The organism is Kingella sp. (in: b-proteobacteria) (assembly GCF_030527935.1).
In the GTDB taxonomy this organism is placed as follows: Bacteria; Pseudomonadota; Gammaproteobacteria; order Burkholderiales; family Neisseriaceae; genus Kingella_B.
Genome location: NZ_JAUMZV010000020.1, coordinates 1 through 22,396, shown reverse-complemented (window position 1 = coordinate 22,396; position 22,396 = coordinate 1). Strand labels below are relative to the sequence as shown.

At 53.1% G+C, this 22,396-nt stretch carries 23 protein-coding genes; 7 read left to right on the top strand and 16 right to left on the bottom strand.

Going from position 1 to position 22,396, the window contains the following annotated elements; translation table 11 throughout:
- The 6 genes from Q4A85_RS07710 to dnaX form a co-directional block, all read right to left on the bottom strand.
- Complete coding sequence (locus tag Q4A85_RS07710) at nt 1-126, bottom strand: hypothetical protein (protein WP_303109153.1); 126 nt, start codon at nt 124-126, stop codon at nt 1-3.
- Complete coding sequence (locus Q4A85_RS07705; RefSeq protein ID WP_303109152.1) at nt 92-550, bottom strand: HAD domain-containing protein; 459 nt, start codon at nt 548-550, stop codon at nt 92-94. The genes Q4A85_RS07710 and Q4A85_RS07705 overlap by 35 nt, the downstream gene beginning before the upstream one ends.
- Nucleotides 528-731: a hypothetical protein gene (locus Q4A85_RS07700; protein WP_303109151.1), complete on the bottom strand. Its 204-nt coding sequence runs from the start codon at nt 729-731 to the stop codon at nt 528-530. Before Q4A85_RS07700 ends, Q4A85_RS07705 begins: the two co-directional genes overlap by 23 nt.
- Nucleotides 732-789: 58 nt before the next feature.
- On the bottom strand, nt 790-1,821 hold the full coding sequence (ruvB, locus tag Q4A85_RS07695; protein WP_303109149.1) for a Holliday junction branch migration DNA helicase RuvB: 1,032 nt from the start codon (nt 1,819-1,821) through the stop codon (nt 790-792).
- Nucleotides 1,822-1,823: 2 nt separating this feature from the next.
- Complete coding sequence (locus Q4A85_RS07690; protein ID WP_303109147.1) at nt 1,824-3,290, bottom strand: hypothetical protein; 1,467 nt, start codon at nt 3,288-3,290, stop codon at nt 1,824-1,826.
- A 144-nt stretch (nt 3,291-3,434) separates the two neighbouring features.
- Nucleotides 3,435-5,825, bottom strand: coding sequence for a DNA polymerase III subunit gamma/tau (dnaX, locus tag Q4A85_RS07685; protein WP_303109146.1), 2,391 nt, complete (start codon nt 5,823-5,825; stop codon nt 3,435-3,437).
- 387 nt (nt 5,826-6,212) lie between these two features.
- Between dnaX and Q4A85_RS07680 the strand changes: the two genes are divergently transcribed.
- Complete coding sequence (locus Q4A85_RS07680; protein WP_303109144.1) at nt 6,213-6,500, top strand: SPOR domain-containing protein; 288 nt, start codon at nt 6,213-6,215, stop codon at nt 6,498-6,500.
- A 357-nt stretch (nt 6,501-6,857) separates the two neighbouring features.
- On the opposite strand, the gene xth is transcribed toward Q4A85_RS07680, so the two are convergent.
- The 3 genes from xth to Q4A85_RS07665 form a co-directional block, all read right to left on the bottom strand.
- Nucleotides 6,858-7,625 carry an exodeoxyribonuclease III gene (gene xth, locus Q4A85_RS07675; protein ID WP_303109142.1) on the bottom strand — a complete coding sequence of 256 codons (768 nt, stop codon included), beginning with the start codon at nt 7,623-7,625 and terminating at the stop codon, nt 6,858-6,860.
- Nucleotides 7,626-7,708: 83 nt separating this feature from the next.
- Nucleotides 7,709-8,383 carry an OmpA family protein gene (locus tag Q4A85_RS07670; protein ID WP_303109140.1) on the bottom strand — a complete coding sequence of 225 codons (675 nt, stop codon included), beginning with the start codon at nt 8,381-8,383 and terminating at the stop codon, nt 7,709-7,711.
- A gap of 171 nt (nt 8,384-8,554) precedes the next feature.
- Nucleotides 8,555-8,737 carry a hypothetical protein gene (locus tag Q4A85_RS07665; RefSeq protein ID WP_303109138.1) on the bottom strand — a complete coding sequence of 61 codons (183 nt, stop codon included), beginning with the start codon at nt 8,735-8,737 and terminating at the stop codon, nt 8,555-8,557.
- Nucleotides 8,738-8,781: 44 nt separating this feature from the next.
- Here Q4A85_RS07665 and Q4A85_RS07660 point away from each other — a divergent pair, with 44 nt between their 5' ends.
- Nucleotides 8,782-8,919 carry a hypothetical protein gene (locus Q4A85_RS07660; protein ID WP_303109136.1) on the top strand — a complete coding sequence of 46 codons (138 nt, stop codon included), beginning with the start codon at nt 8,782-8,784 and terminating at the stop codon, nt 8,917-8,919.
- On the opposite strand, the gene Q4A85_RS07655 is transcribed toward Q4A85_RS07660, so the two are convergent.
- The 4 genes from Q4A85_RS07655 to Q4A85_RS07640 form a co-directional block, all read right to left on the bottom strand.
- On the bottom strand, nt 8,878-10,098 hold the full coding sequence (locus Q4A85_RS07655; RefSeq protein ID WP_303109133.1) for a multidrug effflux MFS transporter: 1,221 nt from the start codon (nt 10,096-10,098) through the stop codon (nt 8,878-8,880). The genes Q4A85_RS07660 and Q4A85_RS07655 overlap by 42 nt on opposite strands.
- 152 nt (nt 10,099-10,250) lie before the next feature.
- Nucleotides 10,251-10,685, bottom strand: coding sequence for a peroxiredoxin (locus Q4A85_RS07650; protein ID WP_303109131.1), 435 nt, complete (start codon nt 10,683-10,685; stop codon nt 10,251-10,253).
- A gap of 187 nt (nt 10,686-10,872) precedes the next feature.
- Nucleotides 10,873-12,147, bottom strand: a complete 1,275-nt coding sequence (locus tag Q4A85_RS07645; RefSeq protein ID WP_303109129.1) for a PilT/PilU family type 4a pilus ATPase — start codon at nt 12,145-12,147, stop codon at nt 10,873-10,875.
- 24 nt (nt 12,148-12,171) lie between these two features.
- On the bottom strand, nt 12,172-13,212 hold the full coding sequence (locus Q4A85_RS07640) for a type IV pilus twitching motility protein PilT (RefSeq protein WP_303109206.1): 1,041 nt from the start codon (nt 13,210-13,212) through the stop codon (nt 12,172-12,174).
- A gap of 291 nt (nt 13,213-13,503) precedes the next feature.
- Between Q4A85_RS07640 and Q4A85_RS07635 the strand changes: the two genes are divergently transcribed.
- From Q4A85_RS07635 to rsgA, 4 genes are all read left to right on the top strand, one after another.
- A complete protein-coding gene (locus tag Q4A85_RS07635; protein ID WP_303109128.1) occupies nt 13,504-13,827 on the top strand; it encodes a lipopolysaccharide assembly LapA domain-containing protein in 324 nt (107 codons plus the stop codon).
- A complete protein-coding gene (lapB, locus tag Q4A85_RS07630; protein WP_303109126.1) occupies nt 13,814-14,989 on the top strand; it encodes a lipopolysaccharide assembly protein LapB in 1,176 nt (391 codons plus the stop codon). Before Q4A85_RS07635 ends, lapB begins: the two co-directional genes overlap by 14 nt.
- A gap of 79 nt (nt 14,990-15,068) precedes the next feature.
- On the top strand, nt 15,069-15,599 hold the full coding sequence (locus Q4A85_RS07625) for a DUF3465 domain-containing protein (RefSeq protein WP_303109124.1): 531 nt from the start codon (nt 15,069-15,071) through the stop codon (nt 15,597-15,599).
- Nucleotides 15,600-15,729: 130 nt separating this feature from the next.
- Nucleotides 15,730-16,596, top strand: coding sequence for a ribosome small subunit-dependent GTPase A (gene rsgA / locus Q4A85_RS07620; protein ID WP_303109123.1), 867 nt, complete (start codon nt 15,730-15,732; stop codon nt 16,594-16,596).
- Nucleotides 16,597-16,669: 73 nt separating this feature from the next.
- On the opposite strand, the gene gltX is transcribed toward rsgA, so the two are convergent.
- The 3 genes from gltX to trmA form a co-directional block, all read right to left on the bottom strand.
- Nucleotides 16,670-18,076, bottom strand: a complete 1,407-nt coding sequence (gltX, locus tag Q4A85_RS07615; RefSeq protein ID WP_303109121.1) for a glutamate--tRNA ligase — start codon at nt 18,074-18,076, stop codon at nt 16,670-16,672.
- 229 nt (nt 18,077-18,305) lie between these two features.
- Complete coding sequence (locus tag Q4A85_RS07610) at nt 18,306-18,929, bottom strand: Smr/MutS family protein (RefSeq protein ID WP_303109119.1); 624 nt, start codon at nt 18,927-18,929, stop codon at nt 18,306-18,308.
- A gap of 151 nt (nt 18,930-19,080) precedes the next feature.
- A complete protein-coding gene (gene trmA, locus Q4A85_RS07605) occupies nt 19,081-20,166 on the bottom strand; it encodes a tRNA (uridine(54)-C5)-methyltransferase TrmA (RefSeq protein WP_303109204.1) in 1,086 nt (361 codons plus the stop codon).
- A 400-nt stretch (nt 20,167-20,566) separates the two neighbouring features.
- Between trmA and Q4A85_RS07600 the strand changes: the two genes are divergently transcribed.
- Complete coding sequence (locus tag Q4A85_RS07600) at nt 20,567-22,162, top strand: L-lactate permease (RefSeq protein WP_303109117.1); 1,596 nt, start codon at nt 20,567-20,569, stop codon at nt 22,160-22,162.
- The last annotated feature ends 234 nt before the right edge of the window (nt 22,163-22,396 follow it).

Below are 22,396 nucleotides of genomic sequence, written 5' to 3'. Positions count from 1 at the left end.
TTAATTTGGTTTTTCAGGCTGCCTTGGGGGATGGGGCAGCCTGAAAAGGGGTGGGTTGTTTGATTGGGGTGGATTGCGCGGGGTGGTGTTTTCAGGCTGCCTGAAAGCGGTGTTTAACGCGGTCAATCAGTTGGGCGAGCTCGGGCAGGTCGCGTTCGGTTAGCCCTGTGCCTGCGGTGCAGAAGTGGACGCGCTGGCTGTGGTGGTGGAAGTAGCTGCGGGCATCGTCTAGGGCGAGCCATGGTTCGTTGGGGATTAGGTTGTCTTCCAGATAGCACAGGATTTCTTGTTCGCGCGGGGCGATGGGGCTGGTGGCGACGTGTTCGGGGGTTTTGCCGATGATACGCTGGGCGATGTCGGGGGAGAAGGGGCGGCGTAAGGCGGCAAGGTCGCGCCCGTGTCGCCATGTGGATGAGATGACGAATTGGATGGCGGCGTTTTCAGGCTGCCTAAAAAAGCGTTCAAAAATGGGGAGTTGGCTGAACATTTGTTCTTGGCGAAAGGCGTAGGCGGAATGGAGTACGCCGTCAAAGTCTAGGAATAGGAGCATGGTTTTGGATGATGGGGCAGCCTGAAAAATGGGGGATGATGTTTTCAGGCTGCCTAATGGTTGTTGGCATGGGCTGTTTGGAGCTTGGGCGAAAGCTATGAAGCAGCCTGAAATCTAAAATGGTGCTGAATAATAGGACTTTGTTGTTTGGAACAATGTCGGCGAGCCGCCGACGCTCCATTGGGTTGCGGGTGTTGCAAAGGTTTCTGTTTGATAAGGCAGCCTGAAAACGGATGGGGCTACTCGGGCGGGGTTAAGCCGAAGTGGGCAAACGCGCTGGTGGTTGCCATGCGCCCGCGTGGAGTGCGTTGCAGGAAGCCTTGTTGGATAAGGTAGGGTTCTATTACGTCTTCGATGGTGTCGGTGGATTCGCCGATGGCGGCGGCGATGTTGTCTAGCCCAACGGGTCCGCCGCTGAATTTGTGCAACACGGCTTCTAGGAATTTTCTGTCCATCATGTCTAGCCCGATTTTGTCCACATCCAGCATGGATAGGGCAGCATCGGCGATGCGGGCGTTGATGCTGCCTGAATGTTTGACTTCGGCATAATCGCGCACACGGCGCAGCAGGCGGTTGGCAATGCGCGGCGTGCCACGGCTGCGACGGGCGATTTCCAACGCGCCTTGTTGGTCTAAATCCATGTTGAGCAGCTGGGCGGAGCGGGCGACAATGGTAGATAAATCGTTGATTTCGTAGAATTCTAGTCGGGCAACGATGCCGAAGCGGTCGCGCAGCGGGTTGGTGAGCATGCCCGCGCGGGTGGTGGCGCCGATGAGTGTGAACGGCGGCAGGTCTATTTTGACGGAACGGGCGGCGGGGCCTTCGCCTATCATGATGTCTAGCTGATAGTCTTCCATCGCGGGATACAAAATTTCTTCTACCACGGGGCTTAGGCGGTGGATTTCGTCAATAAACAGCACGTCATGCGGTTCTAGGTTGGTGAGCAGGGCGGCAAGGTCGCCTGCGCGTTCCAGCACGGGGCCTGATGTTTGCCGCAGATTTACGCCCAGCTCGCGCGCGATGATGTTGGCAAGCGTGGTTTTGCCCAAACCTGGGGGGCCAAACAACAGGCTGTGGTCTAGGGCTTCGCTGCGCTTTTTGGCGGCGGCGATAAAGATGGCAAGCTGTTCTTTGGCTTTGTGTTGCCCGATATAGTCGGCGAGGGTTTTGGGGCGCAGGGCGCGTTCTAGTTGTTCTTCTTGGGCGGAGAGATTTTGCGCGGCAATCAGGCGGGGTTGGGCTTGGGTGGTGAGGTTGTCGGTTTGGAGCATGGTTATTTGATTTTGAAGTGTACCCAGCTTACGGCTAGCTCAGGTTTGTAGATAAGGTAGTCTTCTTCATTGTAGTCATAAATAGGGGCTTTGTAGTCGCCCACCATGACAACTTCAACACCTTTCATATTGGGTTGGTCAATAATGGTGCTTATGGCACGGAATAACTGCCCATTAAGTTTAATGTTGCGACATGTTTCGGTATTTTCATTGATTTTGTATTTTTCGCAGCTTACGTTGGGGTTAGGTTGGGTAAGGTCTTCAAGGTGATAAGGGGCGTGGGCGGTTAGCGTGAGCCAGTAAACAAATTGTTTAGGCTGGTTGGGTTGAAAGACTTCTTGGGCAATAATTTTTGGGATTTCGGTGTCGCATACACCGTGAAATACTTGACAGTGTCTTAGATTATTGGCGAAGCTGTCGAGAAACCATGATTTTTGGAATCCTGCTTTGGGATACCAGTAGATATAGTCCACAAAGCGTCCATTAACGCCGACTAGGCTGGTGGTTTGATAGCCTTGTTTGAGCATTTGATTGGGGATGCAGTCGGCAAATTCTTGGGCATCGAGACGACGGAAAGCGTAACCGCCTTTGATGGCTTTGTTGCAAAGTTCGCGCATTTCGCCACCAATGGTATTGGAGTTTACGGTGGCAAAATCGCCAGTTTCAAGGTATTCAAGTTTGTCGCTATGTGCGGCGATGGGCGAAGTAAGGTCGGTAATTATTTGTGGGTTGCGATAGCCTGCCAGCGATTCAACAATAACGAATAGGATTTTATTGGATGTAGGTTGGGTAAAATGGGTGATGGCACGGTCAAGTTTGATGTTGCTATCGTTGGGGCTGACTGTGGGGTAGGGGATAAGTGTTGGTGTGGTATTCATGGCTTTGAACCAGCCTGTGGTCAGCATTTGATCCATAAGCGAAAATTGGCTATTGATTACAAAATGGTTGCTACGTCCCATAACTCCTTCGTAGTTTGGGCTGCCAGAGTATTTGATGTCTTTGATAAAAAAGGAAATGATTAAAATAATGGGGATGATGTAAAGTTCGCGGGTGAAATGTTTGCGTTTACTGAGAAAGAGTACAAAGCCACTCATTGCAATGATGTAAACCACCAAAAAGGCAGTGAGCGCAATGTATTCAGTGGGAGCATCACCTAAAAAAGCTGCCAAAGAAACGAGTGCGCCTAAATCTACCATAGGCACAACTTGCATTATGAGCATGGTAATGTCTAGCAAGATAGCAATGGCAAAACCGAGTAAGCCTACGGCGCGCACCCAGCGGTTAGGGATAAGTAACAAACATAGGCAGACAAGATAATCCGTGTTAACAAGAGGACGGGCGAAATTATAGGTGTAACAGATACCCAGTAAAATGAGGTTGGGGATAAGGATAATCAGAAGAAAGTAAAGCCATTCGCGGGCAGAGGGTTTTTTTATATCTAGAATTTGGTTGTTGAGTACGGAGGACATGATGGTTCTTTCGGATTAGATAAACGGTAAGTTTGAAGCAAATAGTATTCCATTTTCAGGCTGCCTTTTGCGGGTGTAGTTCAGTAGGCAGCCTGAAAACAATGAGCGTTTCAACAAAGTCAAAACGACGTATGAATTCGTTTTTCAGGCTACTTCGGCGTTTAGCGCGATGCTGTCGCTATCCCATGTTGCGCCGAAGTGTTGTTGGATGGCTTGCAGGGCGGGGTCTTGCTCCATCAGGGCTTGGGCGTGGGCACGGTTTTCAGCGGCGAGGCGGCTGCGGTGCATGGCGGGCGTTTCCCAGCCGTTGCCATCGGCAAAGGGTTGGGTTTGGATGCGCACGGGGATTTGGTAGGCTTCGCTTAATGCGTTGGCGATGCGGTCAAAATATTCTTTTTTGGTTGTGTTTTTGGTTTTTTCGGAGACGATGGCTAGGCGCAACTCACCGTCTTGGTAAGCCACCCATGCGGTGTGGTCTAACAGCATACGCGCGGCGGAGATTTGCTTGCTGATGCGTTCGGCGATGGCTGTCCAGTTTTCGGCGGCGAATGCGGGGAAGGGGGTGGCATCGGTTTGGGCTTCGCTGATGTGTTCGCTTTGGGATTCGCCGAAGCTCACTTCGTTTGGTTTCAGGCTGCCTGAATCAGCATCGCTTGTTGTGGTGCTGCTTTTTTTGCGGGGGGATTTTTTGGGTGCGGGGGGGGGCGCTGGTTCAATGTTTTGTGGGGATTGGGTTTCGGTTTCAGCAGAATTTGTTGCACCTGTTTCGGCTTTGTTGGCGCTTTCGGTTTTCAGGCTGCCTGAAAGTGGTTTGGCTTCGGCGGCTGGTGTTTCGCTGTCTTTTGTTTCACTAGATTGCGCGGCTGGTGTTTCCACTTTATTGGCGTTCCCAGCTTGCAGGCTGCCTATTTGTTCAGGCGCGACTACTGGTGTTTCAGGCGCGGCTTCGTTTGCCAGAGATTTGTTGTTCTCAACGTTATGCTCGGCTGCGATAACAGGCGATGGCTGCGCTTCAACGGCTGGCGTTTGGGTGGAACGGCTTGCACTGGTTTTAGCATCGCCAAAATTATCTGCATCACCAAAATCGGTGTTACCCGTTTTCAGGCTGCCTGATGGTTCTTCGGATGGATTGGGAGACTCAGGCGCGACTGTTTTTGCTGCTGGCTTTTCGCTGATAGCAGGCGGCGGCTCAGGCGTTTCTGCTTGCGCTGCGGTCGTCGCTGTTGGTGCAGGGATTGTATTGGTTGTAACTTCGTTGGCATTCTCGGTTTTCAGGCTGCCTGAAAGTGGCTGTGGTTCGGTTGGCGCAGGATTGTTTGCGGGCTGGCTGGGCTGCGCAATGTTTTGCGGCGCAGCAACCGCTGGCGTTTTCAGGCTGCCTACATTGTGCGCGGCAGGCTCGTGCATTTGCGTGTTTTCAATTGCCGCGTTGGTCGGCACGTTTTCGGCGGTAAACGGCGCAAAGGCAAGCATACGCAGCAGCGTCATCACAAAGCCCGCGTATTCATCGGGAGCAAGCGGCAAATCTTGTTTGCCGTGCAGCGCGCATTGGTAATAAAGCTGGATTTGTTCGCCGTTAAACGCGCGGGCAAGGGCGTGCAAACGGTCGTATTCGGGGTCATCGGCGGGGATGGCGGTGGGCACGGTTTGCAGCAGGGCGATGCGTTGCAACAGCAGGGCAAGCTCGCCCAGCACGCTGTCAAACCCAAGCGATTGGCTGTGCATTTCGCTGGCTTTGGCGATGAGTGCCGCGCCGTTTTTTTGCGACAAAATTTCCATCAATTCAAACAGATAGCGATTGTCTACCGCGCCTATCATCTGGCGCACATCGGCTTGGGTAACGCTGCCCGAACCCATCGCAATGGCTTGGTCTAGCAGGCTGAGCGCATCGCGCATAGAGCCTTGCGCGGCGCGTCCGAGCAGCGTGAGCGCGGCGGGGTCGTAGGCGATGTGTTCCGCGTTTAAAACGTGCGCCAAATGGTCGGACACCTGTTGCGCGGTCATATTGCGTAAAACAAATTGTAAACAACGGCTTAACACCGTAATCGGCACTTTGTGCGGGTCGGTGGTGGCAAGGATAAATTTGACGTGCTCGGGCGGTTCTTCCAGCGTTTTGAGCATGGCGTTGAACGCGGATTTAGACAGCATGTGCACTTCGTCAATGATGTAAACCTTGTATTTGCCCGCTGTGGGCGCGTATTGCGCGTTTTCCAGCACTTCGCGGATATTGTCTATGCCCGTGTTGCTGGCGGCATCAATTTCCAGCAAGTCCACAAATCGCCCCGCATCAATGGCTTGGCAGGTGTCGCATTGCCCGCAGGGGTCGCCGTGTTGAGCGTTTTCGCAGTTCAAACTTTTGGCAAGAATGCGGGCGATGGTGGTTTTGCCCACGCCGCGCGTGCCAGTGAGCAAATAGGCGTGGTGCAAACGCCCGTTGGCAAGGGCGTTTTGCAGGGCTTTGACAACGTGTTGTTGCCCCACAAGGTCGGCGAAGGTTTTGGGTCGCCATTTGCGGGCGAGAACTTGGTAGGTCATGACGGGAATATTTGTTAAGAAAATGGGGCGAATTTTAGCATATTTGGAAGCCTGAAAATTTGGCGTAGTTGGTGGGTTAGTTACAAAAAAGGGCAGTTTGTGGCACGGCGTGGATGCGGTGGGGATTTTCAGGCTGCCTTGGGTGTTGTGTTAAATATATTGTTTTTCAAATGGTTATGATGATTGCAGTGGTGATGTTATGGTGTAATGCTGTTTCTGGTTGCGCAGATTTACGTTTCAGGCTGCCTTGGCAAAGGGGCATGGTTTCGTGGTTTAATGTAAATATACGTTAGTTTTTACACGAGCTGGCACGGCAAATGCTAACACTCTTGCAACTAGATTTTTTATCCTAACTGATTTCTTGCCCTGTGGCACAAGGAGGCTGTGATGAAAAAATTATGCTTGGCTTTGGTTTTGATGACAGCCGTCAACGGCGCATGGGCAGCAGGTTCTGCGGTGCAATTGGGCACGTTTAGAGAGTCGGATTACGCGCAAAGGATGGTGGCGAACGCGGCTTTGGCGGGCGTGCCTGCTTCGGTGAAAGAGACTAAATCTGCGGATGGCACGCCGATGTATCATGTGCGCATGCCGCGCATGGAGCGGCAGCAAGCGGAGCAAACGGTGGAGCGTTTGCGCAAAAATCAGATTGATGATTGCTTGATTTTGGATAATTGAGATTAACTTTTGATGGGGTTTCAGGCTGCTTGTTTGTGAGAGTTCGAGCGGTCTGAAATTTTTACAAGGACAGGGTGATGCCTGTCCTTTTTTTGTGGGGTGGATTTGGAGCGGGGTAATAGGCAGCCTGAAACCCAATTTATCCAGTAAAAAAAACCGTTTGGCTTGATATACCAAGCGGTTTTGCTTTTCAGGCTGCCTTGGATGATTTGAGGCAGCCTGAAACGCGATGCGCCGTGGAGCGTCGGCGGCTCGCCGACATCTTGGCAAACCAGTCATGCTATGTTTAAGCAGCGTTGGCAGCGAGCTGCCGCCGTTCCATTTTAGATTTTAGGCTGCCTAATTACACCAAGCCACTCAGCCCCACTCCGCTATCACAGGCGCATGGTCGCTGGGGCGTTCTTCGGCGCGGGCTTCGCGGTCTATGGTTACGCTACGCAGCGTATCGCGCAGGGCGGAGCTAATCAGCAAGTGGTCAATGCGCATCCCCAAGCCTTTGGCGAACATGGCACCGCGATAGTCCCACCATGTGTAGTGCGCGCCTGTGGGGTGAATGTGCCGTAATGCGTCATGCAGCCCAAGGTGGAGCAGATTGGCGAACCATTGGCGTTCTTCGCTGGAACAGAGAATTTTCTCGTGCCAACGTTTGGCATCGTACACATCATCATCGCGGGGGGCGATGTTGAAGTCGCCCAGCAGCACGAGCTTGGGGTATTGGGCGAGTTGGTCGCGCACATAGTCGGCAAGCGCGGCAAACCATTGGCGTTTGTAGGCGAATTTAGGGCTATCCAGTGCTTCGCCGTTCACGCAGTAAACATTGATGACGCGGATACCGTTGATGGTGGCGGCAATCACGCGCTGTTGCGGGTCGTCGGGCAGCGTGGGCAAGCCTGTTTGCACATCGTGCAGTTCGTGGCGGCTGATGATGGCAACGCCGTTGTAGGTTTTTTGCCCTGCCCATGCGGTGTGCCAGCCCATCATGCGAAAGGCGGCGGCGGGGTATTTGTCTTGTTCCAGTTTCAGCTCTTGCAGCACCAATATATCGGGCTGGTGGGCGGCGAGCCAGTCGCTTACTTGCGGCAGGCGCACGTTGAGCGAATTGACGTTCCATGTGGCGATTTTCATGCGATGTTCCGTGTACGATTTGGATAACAGCTAGGCAGCCTGAAAAGGGATTTCAGGCTGCCTATGTTGTTTACTGTGGATGATTATGCGCCTGCGGCTTTAACGGCGGCGGGGTTGGGGTTAATCAAGATTTCTACGCGGCGGTTTTGGGCGCGGCCTGCTTCGCTGCTGTTATCGGCAACGGGTTGGCGCGAGCCTTGTCCTGACACGCTCATGCGGTTGCTGGCTACGCCGTGTTGGTTCAGGTAGTTGGCAACGGATTGGGCGCGGTTGTATGACAAGGGGTTGTTGATGGCATCGTTGCCTGTGTTGTCGGTGTGTCCCACGATGGTGATGGTGGTGTCGGTGTAGGTCGCCAGCGTTTGCGCGGCTTGGCTCAACGAGTTTTGCGCTTGGGCAGATAGGGTTGCGCTGTTGGTGGCGAAGGTAACGGCGGCGGGCATGGTCAATTTGATTTGGTCGCCTTGGCGGTCAACGGCTACGCCCGAGCCTTGCAGTTGCTCGCGCAATTTTTTCTCTTGGTAATCCATATAGCCGCCTACGCCTGCGCCAACTGCGCCGCAAGCCAAGGCAGAGTTGCGCGCGCCTTTGCCGCCGTGGGTTAATGCGCCCACGATGCCGCAGGTGGCTGCGCCGCCCAAGCCGTAAAGCGCGGTTTTGCTGATTTTGTTTTGCCCTGTGGTGGCATCGGTTACGCAGCCGCTCAATGCGAACGCGGCGGTTAGGGTAACGAGTGTGGTGGTTTTCATCAGTTTCATGTGAGTTTCCTTGTAAAAAGGTTGATGGGCGGAGAACCAGTGTTAGAACCTGTATTCACCATTTTCATAGGCATCTTTCATGCCCTAAAAACACGGCTACTACGTTAAAAATGCTCGCAAGGTGTACAAACCTTGCTGTGCTTTTTGCCTTGTATCCGCGCTTTTATGTCATCAAATCTGCCTATGAAAATGGTGAATACAGGTTCTTGGGCTGCCTGAAAACCGCGCAATATACCGATGTTTTTTGGCAAAGACCAGTTGGCTTAACGATAAATTACGCTTAACGGTGCGGTTTTTACCGTTTGGCGGACTTGAAATTGGGGCGATTAAGGCAGCCTGAAAACGTGTTGGCATAATTCTCGTTTCAGGCTGTGAAATCTTGGCAAAATCTGCAACCGATGGAGCGTCGGCGGCTCGCCGACATTTTGGCAATCAGCAACGTCTGGTTGGACACACCATCTGGCGACGAGCCGTCGCCGCTCCATTTTGGCTTTTCAGGCTGCCTTACCCCACATCTGCTCACGCGAAAACAGTAACAGCAGCACCAAGCCGATGCTGGTGGCGGCGAGCATCGTGCCTGTCATCACCAACGCCGTGCCGTTGTGCAAAAAGGCAACCGAAAAGCTTGCTAGCGAGCCAATCAGCGATTGCGTTGCCGATAGCGCGGCGTTGGCACTGCCTGCCACTTCGGGCTGATAATTGCTCATAAACAATGCTTGGGTGTTGGCGGCGATTAAGCCTTGCGTGCCCACCGACACCATCACCAGCGGAATCAACAACACCAGCGGCGGCTGTTTGAACCACAACACGCTGGCAACAAGGGCAATATTGGCGCAGCCTTGCAGCGCAATGCCGACTTTCAGCAAATCGCGGCTGTGCCAATCACGGTGCAAGCCAAACGCGGTCAGCCGATTGCACAGCATCATGGTTACGATGTTGCAGCCAAACACCCAAGCGTATTGATGCGAGCTTAGGTTGTATAACTTCATGTAAACAAAGGGCGATTCGCTTAAAAACGCCATCATGGATGAAAACGAAGCGGCTTGGTAAAACAAAAAACCCAGCGCGGGCAGCGTGGCGAACACTTGGCGATAGCGGCTGCCGATTTGTTTAACGTGCGACAGGCGCAGCGGCTCGGCGGATTTGTGTTTGGGCAAAAAGCGAAACAGCAGCGCGAACACGATGCTGGCATAGACAAACAAAAAGGCGAAAATGCTGCGCCAGCCCGTGAGCGATTGCAACGCTGAGCCGAGCATGGGCGCAACCAGCGGTGCCATCATCAAAATGATGCCGATGAGCGTGAACATTTGCGCCGCTTCTTTGCCTTGATAATTGTCGCGCACCAACGCGCCCACCACCACGGCAGACATCCCCCCGCCCAAGGCTTGCACCACGCGCAACGCCATCAGCTGCTCGGCGGTTTGCACAAAAATCAGCCCCGCGCAGCCAATCAGAAAAATGGTTAAGCCAAACAGCGCGATGTTGCGCCGCCCTTTGATGTCGGACAGCGAGCCGCCGAGCAACTGCCCTGCCGCCACGCCAAACATAAATGTGCTCAGGCTTTTTTCAATTTGGTGGATGTCGGCGTGCAGCGCGGTGGCGATTTGCGGCAGCGAAGGCAAATAGGCATCAATGGACAGCGGCATGATGGCGATGAGCATCGCCATTAAAGCCGCCATTTGTTTGGTGGATAGGGGCGGATGGGTTTTTTGCATGATTAAGATGAGGCAGCCTGAAAACGGGAAAACGGGTTTTCAGGCTGCCTAATAGGGTTGTTAAACGAGGCGGATTATACGCTTGGGGCTAGGAAAGCTCAAACGCGAGAATGGTTTAGCGGCGGTGTATTGAACGCGCAAAATCCAGCGGGTTACGCATTTTGCAGCGCGGCTAACACGGCTTCGGCGTGCCCCGCCACTTTCACTTTGCGCCATTCGTGCGCGATATTGCCTGCGCGGTCTAACACAAAAGTGCTGCGCTCAATGCCGATGTGTTCTTTGCCGTAGAGTTTTTTCAGTTTCAACACGCCAAATTGTTGGCACACGGTTTCATCGGCATCGCTCAGCAGCAAAAAGGCGAAGCCTTGCTTGGCGCAGAAATTTTGATGCGTTTTCACGCTGTCGCGCGAGATGCCGACCACGGTGTAGCCCAAGGCTTGAAATTCGGGCAGCAGGCGGTTGAAATCCAAGCCTTCGGTGGTGCAGCCTGCGCTGTGGTCTTTGGGGTAGAAATAGACAATCAGCGGCAGATGGTCTTGGCTGTGGAAGGTGTCGCCGTTGGATGATGGTAGGGAAAAATGGGGCATGGTGGTAAGGGCTTTTGTGGGTTTGTTGGTTGGGTTGAATTGGTTTTCAGGCTGCCTTGGTGTGTGATGGATAAGTCAGCCTGAAAACGGATAACAGCATGGTTGGACTTATAAACAAATTTTCAGGCTGCTTTAATCCATCAAACAAAGGCAGCCTGAAATGCAAGTTCTGCGTAATTAAAACCGTTTACAAAATATTCAAATCCGAAACGCGGTCATACATTTGCCCCGGTTCTTTGCCTTCTTCCCACAGGGTGATTTTCAGGCGCAAGTCGCTGGCGGATTCGGCTTGGCGCAAGGCTTCGTCTAGGGTGATGCGCCCTGCGGTGTAGAGTTTGAACAAGTCTTGGTCAAACGTTTGCATGCCTTCGGATTGCGAACGCTCAATCAAGCGCAGCATCTCAATCAGCTCGCCTTTCATCATATAGTCCGCCATCGCGGGCGAGTTAATCAGCAAGTCCACAATCGCGGTACGCCCGCCTTCAATCAAACGTGCCAAACGTTGCCCGATGATGCCCACCACGTTGAGCGACAAGTCCAGCAACACTTGTTTGTGCTGCTCTTCGGGGTAGAAGTTCATAATCCGCTCCACCGCTTGCACGGCGTTGTTGGCGTGGATGGTAAAGAATACCAAGTGCCCCGTTTGCGCCAGTTGCAAGGCGTATTCCATGGTGTGTTCGTTACGCACCTCGCCCACGCAGACTACGTCCGGGGCTTGACGCATCGCCGATTGCACCGCCATAGACCAAGAGTTGGTGTCAATGCCCAATTCGCGTTGGGTGAAAATGCTTTTAATCGGCGTGTGGATGTATTCCACAGGGTCTTCAATGGTTACGATATGCCCAGCGGCGTGTTTGTTGCGCCAGTCTAGCATCGCCGCCATGGATGTGGATTTACCCGAACCCGTTGCCCCAGCCAGAATAATCAAGCCACGTGGCTGCATGGCAAGCTCTTTTAAGCCTTGCGGCAGTTGCAAATCGTCCACAGTTAAGATTTTGGTGGTAATGCGCCGCCACACCATGCCCACGTGTCCTTGCTCGTGGTAAGCGTTCACCCGATAGCGCACGCCTGTGGCAGAAGTAACCGAATAGTTCAACTCCAGCTCTTCTTCAAAACGGATGCGTTGCTCATCGCTCATGGTGGAATACACCAACACTTCGGTGTCTTGCGGGGTGAGCGGTTTAAGCGGAACGGGGGTCAGCTCGCCGTTGATTTTGAATGATGGTGGGAAGTTCACGCTGATGAAAATATCGGAAGCCAAGCGTTTTTCGCATTCGGCAGACATTTTTTCCAGTAGGGGATGCAGCCCCGGTTTTTCTTTACGCGCCATCACGCTGGCAACGGTTTTTTCAGGCTGCCCTTTGGGCGCGGCTTTTGGGGCTTGCGGTTTAACTTGGTAATCGTTCACAAAGTCTTCCAATAGGTTGGCCAAGCCAGCGTTGGGGTTGTTTTGTTCTGACATGATGTTCTCTCTTTATTGAATGGTTTACACAATCATCTCGGGGTTTTGCGCTTTGGCGCGGGCATCGGCAAGCGATACGATGTTGCGGCGAACCAAGTCTTGCAAGCATTGGTCCAGCGTTTGCATACCGAAGTTTTGCCCCGTTTGAATAGAAGATTGCATTTGGGCAATTTTGTTTTCACGAATCAAGTTACGAATCGCGGGGGTGGAAATCATGATTTCATGCGCGGCAACACGCCCTTTGCCGTCTTTGGTTTTCAGCAGCGTTTGCGCGATTACGGCGCGTAGCGATTCGGACAACATAGAACGCACCATTTCTTTTTCCGCAGCGGGGAATACGTCAATAATACGGTCAATGGTTTTGGCGGCGGAAGTGGTGTGCAGCGTGCCAAACACCAAGTGCCCCGTTTCGGCGGCGGTGAGTGCCAAGCCAATGGTTTCGGGGTCGCGCATTTCGCCCACCAGAATAATATCGGGGTCTTCACGCAGCGCAGAGCGCAGGGCGTTGGCAAAACTGAGGGTGTGTTCGCCCAATTCGCGTTGGTTTACAAGGCATTTTTTGGATTGATGCACAAACTCAATGGGGTCTTCAATGGTGAGAATGTGGGCGGCATAGTGGTCATTTACATAGTCTATCATGGCGGCCAGTGTGGTAGATTTGCCCGAGCCTGTTGGCCCTGTTACCAGCACCAAACCGCGTGGGTTGTCGGCGATTTTTTGGAAAATGCGTGGGGCTTTGAGCTCTTCCAGCGTTAGCACTTTGCTGGGAATGGTACGCAACACGGCAGCAGGCCCGCGATTGGTGTTAAAGGCGTTCACACGAAAGCGGGCGATGTTGGGCAGCTCAAACGAAAAGTCGGTTTCTAAGTTTTGTTGGTAGTTTTTGCGTTGCAAGTCGTTCATGATGGAGCTAATCATTGTGCCGACTTCGTCTGCATTCATTTCGGGCAAGTTGATGCGGCGGATGTCGCCGTTTACGCGAATCATGGGGGGCAGACCTGAGGAGATGTGTAAGTCTGATGCTTTGTTTTTCACGCCAAAGGCGAGAAGGTCGGTAATCTGCATAGCTGTGCTCATAATGATGCCTTTGCAAAAGTTGATTAAATAAATGGCGTATTTTAAAGAAATTTTAGGCAGTCTGAAAGCAAATGTTAAGAAAGGTTGGGATTTTGTTGTATTTCAGGCTGCCTATGGTTAAGATTTGCGGGCGATGTAAGAAACTGTTCAAAATGAAAGGCAGTATCACAAGGCTGCCAAATCGTTTACACTTATGCCCTAGTTTTCAGGCTGCCCCAAGCCTTTTATTTTTGGGCGGTCTTAACACAGATAATTTTTAATATAAGCAGGGAAACCATTATGAAACTGTTTTACACCATAATTAAACTGGTTATTTTGGCAATTTTGCTGGTGTTTGCTTTGATTAACACAGCCAAAGTGCAATTTTTTTATCTGCCCAGCGAGTTTGTTGAGCTGCCGTTGATTGTAATTTTGTTTGGCGCGTTTGTGGCGGGCGCATTGTTTGGCTTGTTTGCGCTGTTTGGTCGCTTGATTCATCTGCGCAACGAAAATGCGCGGTTGCGTGCCGAAGTGCAAAAAAATGCCCGCTTGGCAACGCAAGATATTGCCGCGCCCGCGCCGATTAACGTAGCCAAAAATAAGGCAAAACATGGAAAACACTGACCTACTTTGGTGGATGCTGATTCCGATTATCTTGCTGCCCGTGTTTTTTGGGATGGGCTGGTTTGCCGCGCGGATAGACATGAAAACCGTGCTCAAACAGGCAAAAACCGTGCCCGCAGGCTTTTACGCCAGCTTGGATGCGCTGGTGGACAAAAACACGGGGCGGGCGGCGCACAATCTTGCCGAAGTGATTGACCAGCAACAAAATTCGTATGATTTAAACCTAACGCTGGGCAAGCTTTATCGCCAGCGCGGCGAAAACGACAAAGCCATCGCCATGCACAAAGCCTTGCTGGATTCTCCCGACACGGCGGGCGACAAGCGCACGCGCGTGTTATACGAGCTGGGTTTGAACTATCAAAGCGCGGGCTTGGTGGACAGAGCCGAGCAAATTTTCTTGGAATTGCAGCAGGGCAATATGGCAAAGCAAGCCAATGAAGTGCTGCTCAATATTTATCAGCAAGACCGCGATTGGGAGCAAGCCATCGCCACCGCGCAGCTTTTGGCGCACGATGAGCAGACTTATCAATTTGAAATGGCGCAGTTTTATTGCGAAATCGCGCAGGGCGAATTGTTTAAATCGCAGTTTGAGCCTGCCCGTGCGCATATTCAGGCTGCCTTGTCTGCCAACAAAAAATGCAGCCGCGCCAACATGATTTTGGGCGATATTGAGCAAAAGCAGGGCAACTTTCAGGCTGCCATTGATGCCTACACCGCGATTGAAAAGCAAAACCATGCTTATTTGAGCATGATAGGCGAGAAGCTGTATGACGCTTATGACGCGCTGGGCAAGGCGCAAGATGGCTTGGATGTGTTGATTGGTTACGCCAAAACTTTCCCGCAGCTGGATTTGAACAATGTGATTTACGAAAAATCGCTGCTGATGTGGGGCGAAGAAAAAGCCAATCAAACCATGGTGGAATTGGTGCGTGCCAAGCCCGATTTAAACGGGATGTATCGCCTGCTGGGCTTGCAAATGAGCGATTTAAACCCGCAATGGAAAGCCGATGCCGACATGATGCGCAATGTGATTGGGCGGCAGGTGCAGCGCAGTTGGATGTATCGCTGTCGCAACTGCCATTTCAAATCGCAAGTGTTTTTCTGGCATTGCCCCGCGTGCAACAAATGGGAAACGTTTACGCCGAATAAGATTGAAGTGTGATGTTTGCTTACTGATTACATTTTCAGGCTGCCTTTGTTGTTGTGAATAGGCAGCCTGAAAAGTATGTTTAGGAACGAGTATGTTAAAAAATAAATGGTGGGTGCTGGTGTTGATTGTGTTGCTGGCGGCGGGCAAACAGTTTGCCCATTACGCACAACGGCAAAATCAAACGCCAAACGCATCCGCCCGCCCCACGACGGCGCAAACGCACGAGTCACGCCAGCCTGCTATTGCCCAACCCGCGCCCAGCACAACCGCCGCGCAGCCGACTGCCGATTTTGAACACATCTTGCAACAAGCCTATCAAAACCACCAAGGCAATCTGCAAATTCAAGGCAGCGGGCGCGTCATCAAAACCCTGCCCGATGATAACCAAGGCTCGCGCCATCAACGCTTTATCGTCAAACTCGCCAGCGGGCAAACGCTGCTGTTTGCCCACAATATTGACCTTGCGCCCAAGATTCGCGGGCTGAAAAAAGGCGACACCATCACGTTTAACGGCGAATACGAATGGAGCGAACAAGGCGGCGTGATTCATTGGACGCACAAAGACCCCAACCGCAGCCACGCCGATGGCTGGCTGGAACACAATGGGCAGCGGTATGAATAAACTTTCAGGCTGCCTATGTGGGCTATCAACCCAAGGCAGCCTGAAAATAGTGAATATAGGTTCTAAATACGTTTCAGGCTGCCTTGACAACGTATTTTACCCCCCAAAGGCAGCCTGAAAGCCCACCCCCATGTCCCAAACCGCCCAAATCATCACCAGCTACGGCAGACGCTACATCGTCCGCACGACCGACCAGCACACCTACGAAGCCAGCACCCGCAGAAAGCGCACCGACTACGCTTGCGGCGATTGGGTAAGCATCCAAATCATCAACGGCGAGCAAGCCGTGATAGAAAGCATGCAGCCACGCCAAAGCCTGCTCTATCGCCAAGATGCGTGGAAATCCAAGCTCATCGCGGCAAACGTAACCCAGCTTTTGATTGTGGTTGCCGCCGAACCCAGCCCCAGCGAAGCCCTGCTTCAACGCGCCTTAATCGCCGCCGAAGCCGCGCACATCCGTGCCGTGATTGTCATCAACAAAGCCGATTTGCCCAGCACCGCCGCGCTGCAAGAAAAATTGTCGTTTTACGCCCAATTAGGCTACAAAATCATCATGTTAAGCGCGTTGGGCAACGTGGACAGCCTGCGCGACCAGCTACACGGCGAAACCAACATCCTGCTCGGGCAAAGCGGCATGGGCAAATCCACGCTCACCAACGCGCTGCTCGGTGCAACTCTTGCCCGCACGCAAACCATTTCCACCGCGTTGGATTCGGGCAAACACACCACCACCCACGCGCAGCTTTACGATTTGGACGACACTACCAAGCTGATTGACAGCCCAGGGTTGCAAGAATTTGGCTTGCACCATTTGGCGGCGGCGGATTTGCTGCGGTATTTCCCCGACTTGAAGCACTTGATTGGGCAATGCCGTTTTCACAACTGCTCCCACCGCGCCGAGCCAAATTGCGCGGTAAAAGCGGCGGCGGAACGCGGCGAAGTGTCGGCAGAGCGCGTGGCGTTGTTGCAAAAGATTACCGATGAATTGCTGCGCTGATTGCGCGGACAACAAAAGGCAGCCTGAAAACGCGCTACGTTCGTTTTCAGGCTACCTTTGCATGGTTGGCGGCTTAATCCATCTCCGCCAGCCGTTTCAACACTTCTTCGCGCCCCAGCAAGGCTAACACCGCGTCCACGCTGGGGGTTTTGGCGGTGCCGCACACGGCAAGGCGCAGCGGCATGCCCAGTTTGCCCATTTTGATGCCTTCGGCTTCGCAGAACGGGGCAAACAGGGCGTGGATGTTTTCGGCTGTCCAGTCGCCAGCGGGCAGGGCGGCGAGCCTAGCGGCGAAGCGTTGCATACGGGCGGGCGCGTCGGCATCCCAATGTTTGGCGACATCGGCTGCGGCGGGCGTGGCTTTGGCGTAGAAATAGGCGCATTCGCTGGCGAGTGCGTTCAAATCTTGGGCGCGGTCTTTCACCAAGGCAATCACGTCTGCCAGTTTCAGGCTGCCTGAAACGTGGATGCCTTGTTGTGCCAAGCGCGGGGAGACCAAGTCGGCTAGGCGTTGGTTGTCGGCGGCTTTGATGTGTTCGCCGTTAATCCACAGCAGTTTCTTGCCGTCCATGCGGCTGGCGGATGCGGAAACGTGTTCCAAATCAAACCATTGCACAAATTGTTCCATGCTGAAAAATTCGTCATCGCCGTGCGCCCAGCCCAGCCGCGCAAGGTAGTTTAACATGGCTTCGGGCAGGATGCCCATGTCGGCAAATTCGGTGATGGCAACGGTGTCGCCGCTGCGTTTGGAGATTTTTTTGCCTTGCTCGTTCAAAATCATGGGCAGGTGGGCGTATTGTGGTGGCGTTGCACCTAACGCTTTGAAGATGTTGATTTGTTTGGGCGTGTTGTTTACATGGTCGTCGCCGCGAATCACATGGGTGATGCCCATGTCAAAATCGTCCACCACCACGCAGAAGTTGTAGGTGGGCGTGCCATCGGCGCGGGCGATGATTAGGTCGTCCAGCGCGGCGTTGGGGATGCTGATGTTGCCTTTAACTAGGTCGTGCCATTGGGTTGCGCCATCCAGCGGGTTTTTGAAGCGGACAACGGGTTGGATGTCGGCGGGGATGGGCGGCAGGGTTTTGCCTGCTTCGGGTCGCCAGCGGCGGTCGTAGGTGGCGGTGCCTTCGCACTCGGCTTTTTCGCGCATGGCGGCGAGTTCTTCTTTGCTGCAATAGCAGTAATAGGCGTGTCCGCTGGCGAGCAGTTGTTGGATAAGCTCTTTATAACGTGGGAAATTTTGTGTTTGGTAAACGATGTGGTCGCTGTTGTCGGCATGCAAGCCTACCCAGTCCATGCCTTGTAGGATGATTTGCACGCTTTCGGCGGTGGAGCGTTCTAGGTCGGTGTCTTCAATGCGCAGCAGAAATTCGCCGCCGTGGTGTTTGGCAAACGCCCATGAATACAGGGCGGTGCGCACGCCGCCGATGTGCAGGTAGCCTGTGGGGCTGGGGGCGAAACGGGTTTTGATGGTCATAGTGGGCTTTCGTTGTGTGATTGGGAAAGGGTGGGGATTTTACTGTTTTCAGGCTGCCTGAAAAAGGGGGGGATGGCGTAGGAATGGGCGGTTAAGGCAGCCTGAAAGTGGAGTGGTGACGGCTCGTCGCCAAATGGTTATATGGAAAAGGGGACGTGGCTTTGGTGGTCATGTCGGCAAGCTGTTGATGCTCCATTGTTGGCGCGGTGGTTGGGCTTTTCAGGCTGCCTTAATCTTCCGCCCACGGGTCTTCGCGGCGTTGGCGTTTGACTAGGATGCGCACTGCGCCGTCGTTGCCTTTGCGCGGTTCGCAGTAGGCGAGCACATCGGGGTGCGCCATCAGCCAGCGGCGCACCAGATTTTTGAGCACGGGGGTGTAGCCCGATGAGCCTAAACCGCTGCCGTGGATGATTTCGCCGCACACGCCGCGCCGTTTCACAAATTCTATAAATTCGTTGAGCACTTGCTGGGCTTCTTCTTGCGTGTAGCCGTGCAAATCCACATCGGCGACCACTTCGTAATGCCCGTTTTGCAGGCGTTTGATATCGTTTGCGCCTTGCCCGTTTTTGCTGAATGTGGCGGGGATTTCTAGGTGGATGCCTTCGCCCACATAAAAATAGTTGTCTTCGCCCAAATCGGCGGGCTGCTGGCGCGGTTTGATGGTTTTGCGGCTGGCGGGGGCGATGTATTGATTGGTGTTTTTAATCGGGGTTACGTCTTTCATCAGCTCGCTAAAATTGACTTCCGCTTCTTGCGCGGCTTGCTGCTTGGCTTGCGCTTCGGCGGCGCGGCGGTTGGCGGTTTGTTGCTGGGCTTGTTTGTGCAGGGCTTTGAGTTGGTCTTGGTAGTTCATGGTGGGGCTTTCGGGGGGATGATTGGGGCAGCCTGAAAACGCAAATGGCGTGGTGATGGCTTGTTGTCAAATAGCATTTGAGTTGTCGGCGAGCCGCCGACGTTCCATCGGATGCGTTTGCCAAGGCGGCCTGAAAATGGGTAACGCGGTTTCAGGCTGCCTTTTTGGTCAGCATCACGCCGCTTTCAATATGCGGGGTAAACGGAAACTGGTCAAACAGCGCGGTGGCTTGGATGGCGTGGGTTTGCGTGAGCGTGTGCAAATTGGCGGCAAGCGTTTCGGGGTTGCACGACATATAAATAATGCGGTCAAACTGGGCAACCAGTTGCAGCGTTGCGCTGTCCACGCCTGCGCGGGGCGGGTCTATAAAAATGGTGGAAAAATCGTAATCCGCCAGCGCGATACCGCCTTCGGCTAAACGGCGAAACGTGCGGCAGCCTGAAAACGCTGCGGTAAACTCTTCGGCGGATAGGCGGGCGATTTGAATATTATCCAATTGATTATGCGCGATATTCCATTGCGCGGCGGCAACGGATGTTTTGGACACTTCGGTGGCCAGCACGCGGCGAAAGTGGCGCGACAAGGGAAGCGTGAAATTGCCGTTGCCGCAATACAGTTCCAGCAAATCGCCGCCCGCGCCTTGCGCTTGTTGGCACGCCCACGCCAGCATGGCTTGGCACACGGTGGCGTTGGGCTGGGTGAAGCTGCCTTCGTATTGGCGATAGGCAAGAGTTTGCCCGTTTACCGCCAATCGCTCGGTTACAAAGTCTTGGCTGAGCACGATTTTTTGCCCTTTGCTGCGCCCGATGATGTGGATGTTGAACTCGTGTTCCAAGGCGCGGGCGGCGGTTTGCCAGTCGTCATCCAGCTTGCGGTGGTAAATCAGCGTTACCAGCATTTCGCCGCTGAGCGTGGCAAGAAATTCGCATTGGTAGAGCCGCGTTTGCAGCGTGGGGCAGCCTGAAAGGCGTTCTAGCAGGCGCGGCATCAGGGCGTTGATGCTGCTGTGGGCAGCCTGAAAATGGGTGAGCTTAATCAGCGATGCGCGGGATGCTTTTTGTCCGTGAGCAAACATGGCGTAGCTGATGTGTTCGTTTTCGTGCCAAATACGGAACTCGGCGCGCATACGGTAGCCTTGTTCGGGCGATGGGAACACTTGCGGCGCGGGGGCGGCAAAGGGGGCGAGTAGGGCGGCAAGGCGTTGGGTTTTTTCGGCAAGTTGGGCGGTGTGGGGCATGATGGTGCTGTGGAGTAAATAAAAAAGGCAGCCTGAAAATAGCTTAAACGGCGTTTCAGGCTGCCTTAAATTATAAGCGTTAAGCCATGTAAACAAAACCAACACGGCGATTTAAGAACCTGTATTCACTATTTCCATAGGCAGATTTTATGAAATAAAAGCGCGGATACAAGGCAAAAAGCGCAGCAAGGTTGGACACCTTGCGAGCATTTTTAACGCAGTAGCCACGTTTTTAGGGCATAAAATCTGCCTATGGAAATAGTGAATACGGGTTCTAAGTTTACAAAACTTGATGCGCGACATATTCTTTCACGCCAAACAGGCGTAGCATCACGCCATCGGAAAAAGTTTGTTTAACCACGCAGCCCACAAAGCTGCATTTTTTTAGGAGTATTTATCCATGTCTCCCATTACGCACGACCCACTGGGCAGCATTTGGCTGTCGGCATTGGTGGCAGCGATTCCTATTGTATTGTTTTTGCTCGGCTTAACCGTGTTGAAGCTCAAAGGCTTGCACGCCGCCATGCTTACCTTGGTGGCAACGCTGGTGCTGTCGTTTTATCCGTTTAACCTGCCTTTTGCCAAAGCGTTTGCCGCCGTGGCATCGGGCTTTTGGGCAGGCTTTTGGCCCATTGGCTACATCATCATCATGGCGATGTGGCTTTACCGCTTAACCGTTGCCACAGGCAAAATTGAAGTCATCAAAGGCTCGCTGACCATGGTTTCCGCCGACCAACGCATCCAATTATTGCTGATTGGCTTTTGCTTTGGCGCGTTTTTGGAAGGTGCGGCGGGCTTTGGCGTGCCGATTGCCATTTGTAGCGTGATGCTGGCTGCGCTGGGCTTCAACCCTTTGCAAGCGGCGATGTTGTGCTTGGTGGCGAATGCGGCAGCAGGCGCGTGGGGCGCGATTGGTATTCCCGTGGCGATTGTGGATACATTTAAATTGGAAGGCGTAACTGCGCTGGGCGTATCACGCGCCGCCAACACCACTTTGCCCATCGTTGCCGCCAGCGTGCCCTTTTTGCTGGTGTGGATTTTGGATGGCTTCAAAGGCATCAAAGAGACCTTGCCCGCTTTGCTGGTAACTTCTGTGGTGTTCACTTTATCGCAAGTGGTAGTGAGCTATTTCTTGGGTCCCGAGCTGGTGGACATTGTTCCTCCTTTGCTGTCTTTGGCGGCTTTGGCTGGGCTGTGCACCAAATGGAAACCGAAAAACATTTTCCGCTTGGTGGCAGAAGACGAAGCGAGCAAAGCGAAATTTTCCGCAGGGCAAATCGTGGATGCGTGGATGCCGTTTGTGCTGCTCAGCATCGCGGTGATTTTGTGGAGTATGCCGTTCTTTAAAGGAATGTTTATTAAAGAAGGCGCGTTGGCGTTTACCACCATCACTTTGGATGTGCTACCAGGCGAAGGCGAAGTGATGGCTACGCTGGATTTGGGCAAAGCCACAGGCACAGCGATTTTGGTGGCAACGCTGATTAGCATCGCCATGAGCAGCAAAACGCTGTCGTTTGGCAAAGCGTTTGGCGTGTTAAAAGAAACGTTTAAATCGTTCTTAATCGCCATTATCACCATTTCCTGCATCTTGGCGATTGCCAAGCTGATGACGTTTACAGGCATGACCAAAGTGTTGGGCGAAGCCATCGCCGAAACAGGCAAAGTGTTCCCATTGCTGTCCCCCATATTGGGCTGGATTGGCGTGTTTATGACAGGCTCGGTGGTAAACAACAACACCTTGTTTGCGGGCGTGCAAAGCACGGTGGCAGGCAAGCTGGGCATTGACCCCAATATGCTGGTGAGTGCCAACACCGCAGGCGGCACGATGGCGAAACTGGTATCGCCCCAATCCATCACCATCGCCACAGGCGCATTGGGCAAAACAGGCGAAGAGTCTGCTGTGTTGAAACTGGTGCTGCGATACAGCCTTGCTTTGCTGGTGTTTGTGTGCGTGTGGACGTTTATCATTTCGCTGGTATTTGAAGCGGCGCATTAAGACGTTGCGAATGGAAAAGCACTCTGGATGGGCAGAGTGCTTTTTTGTTGGTGCGGATTGAGAAAGGCAGCCTGAAAAGGGTTTTCAGGCTGCCTGAAAGGTTAGCAATAAAGCGCAGCAGCCCGCGAAACTTAACCGCTGTTATCCATCCCAAAGGCAGCCTGAAACCCGTTTTCAGGAAGAGACCTTTGCAAAATTCCCCAAAATCCCCTAAATTCCCACCAAGACATTTAG

Coding starts and splice junctions, on each gene's coding strand:
- Q4A85_RS07705 (WP_303109152.1), bottom strand. CDS start 550: ATGCTCCTATTCCTAGACTTTGACGGCGTACTCCATTCCGCCTACGCC.
- Q4A85_RS07700 (WP_303109151.1), bottom strand. CDS start 731: ATGGAGCGTCGGCGGCTCGCCGACATTGTTCCAAACAACAAAGTCCTA.
- ruvB (WP_303109149.1), bottom strand. CDS start 1,821: ATGCTCCAAACCGACAACCTCACCACCCAAGCCCAACCCCGCCTGATT.
- Q4A85_RS07690 (WP_303109147.1), bottom strand. CDS start 3,290: ATGTCCTCCGTACTCAACAACCAAATTCTAGATATAAAAAAACCCTCT.
- dnaX (WP_303109146.1), bottom strand. CDS start 5,825: ATGACCTACCAAGTTCTCGCCCGCAAATGGCGACCCAAAACCTTCGCC.
- Q4A85_RS07680 (WP_303109144.1), top strand. CDS start 6,213: ATGAAAAAATTATGCTTGGCTTTGGTTTTGATGACAGCCGTCAACGGC.
- xth (WP_303109142.1), bottom strand. CDS start 7,625: ATGAAAATCGCCACATGGAACGTCAATTCGCTCAACGTGCGCCTGCCG.
- Q4A85_RS07670 (WP_303109140.1), bottom strand. CDS start 8,383: ATGAAACTGATGAAAACCACCACACTCGTTACCCTAACCGCCGCGTTC.
- Q4A85_RS07665 (WP_303109138.1), bottom strand. CDS start 8,737: ATGCCAACACGTTTTCAGGCTGCCTTAATCGCCCCAATTTCAAGTCCG.
- Q4A85_RS07660 (WP_303109136.1), top strand. CDS start 8,782: ATGGAGCGTCGGCGGCTCGCCGACATTTTGGCAATCAGCAACGTCTGG.
- Q4A85_RS07655 (WP_303109133.1), bottom strand. CDS start 10,098: ATGCAAAAAACCCATCCGCCCCTATCCACCAAACAAATGGCGGCTTTA.
- Q4A85_RS07650 (WP_303109131.1), bottom strand. CDS start 10,685: ATGCCCCATTTTTCCCTACCATCATCCAACGGCGACACCTTCCACAGC.
- Q4A85_RS07645 (WP_303109129.1), bottom strand. CDS start 12,147: ATGTCAGAACAAAACAACCCCAACGCTGGCTTGGCCAACCTATTGGAA.
- Q4A85_RS07640 (WP_303109206.1), bottom strand. CDS start 13,212: ATGCAGATTACCGACCTTCTCGCCTTTGGCGTGAAAAACAAAGCATCA.
- Q4A85_RS07635 (WP_303109128.1), top strand. CDS start 13,504: ATGAAACTGTTTTACACCATAATTAAACTGGTTATTTTGGCAATTTTG.
- lapB (WP_303109126.1), top strand. CDS start 13,814: ATGGAAAACACTGACCTACTTTGGTGGATGCTGATTCCGATTATCTTG.
- Q4A85_RS07625 (WP_303109124.1), top strand. CDS start 15,069: ATGTTAAAAAATAAATGGTGGGTGCTGGTGTTGATTGTGTTGCTGGCG.
- rsgA (WP_303109123.1), top strand. CDS start 15,730: ATGTCCCAAACCGCCCAAATCATCACCAGCTACGGCAGACGCTACATC.
- gltX (WP_303109121.1), bottom strand. CDS start 18,076: ATGACCATCAAAACCCGTTTCGCCCCCAGCCCCACAGGCTACCTGCAC.
- Q4A85_RS07610 (WP_303109119.1), bottom strand. CDS start 18,929: ATGAACTACCAAGACCAACTCAAAGCCCTGCACAAACAAGCCCAGCAA.
- trmA (WP_303109204.1), bottom strand. CDS start 20,166: ATGCCCCACACCGCCCAACTTGCCGAAAAAACCCAACGCCTTGCCGCC.
- Q4A85_RS07600 (WP_303109117.1), top strand. CDS start 20,567: ATGTCTCCCATTACGCACGACCCACTGGGCAGCATTTGGCTGTCGGCA.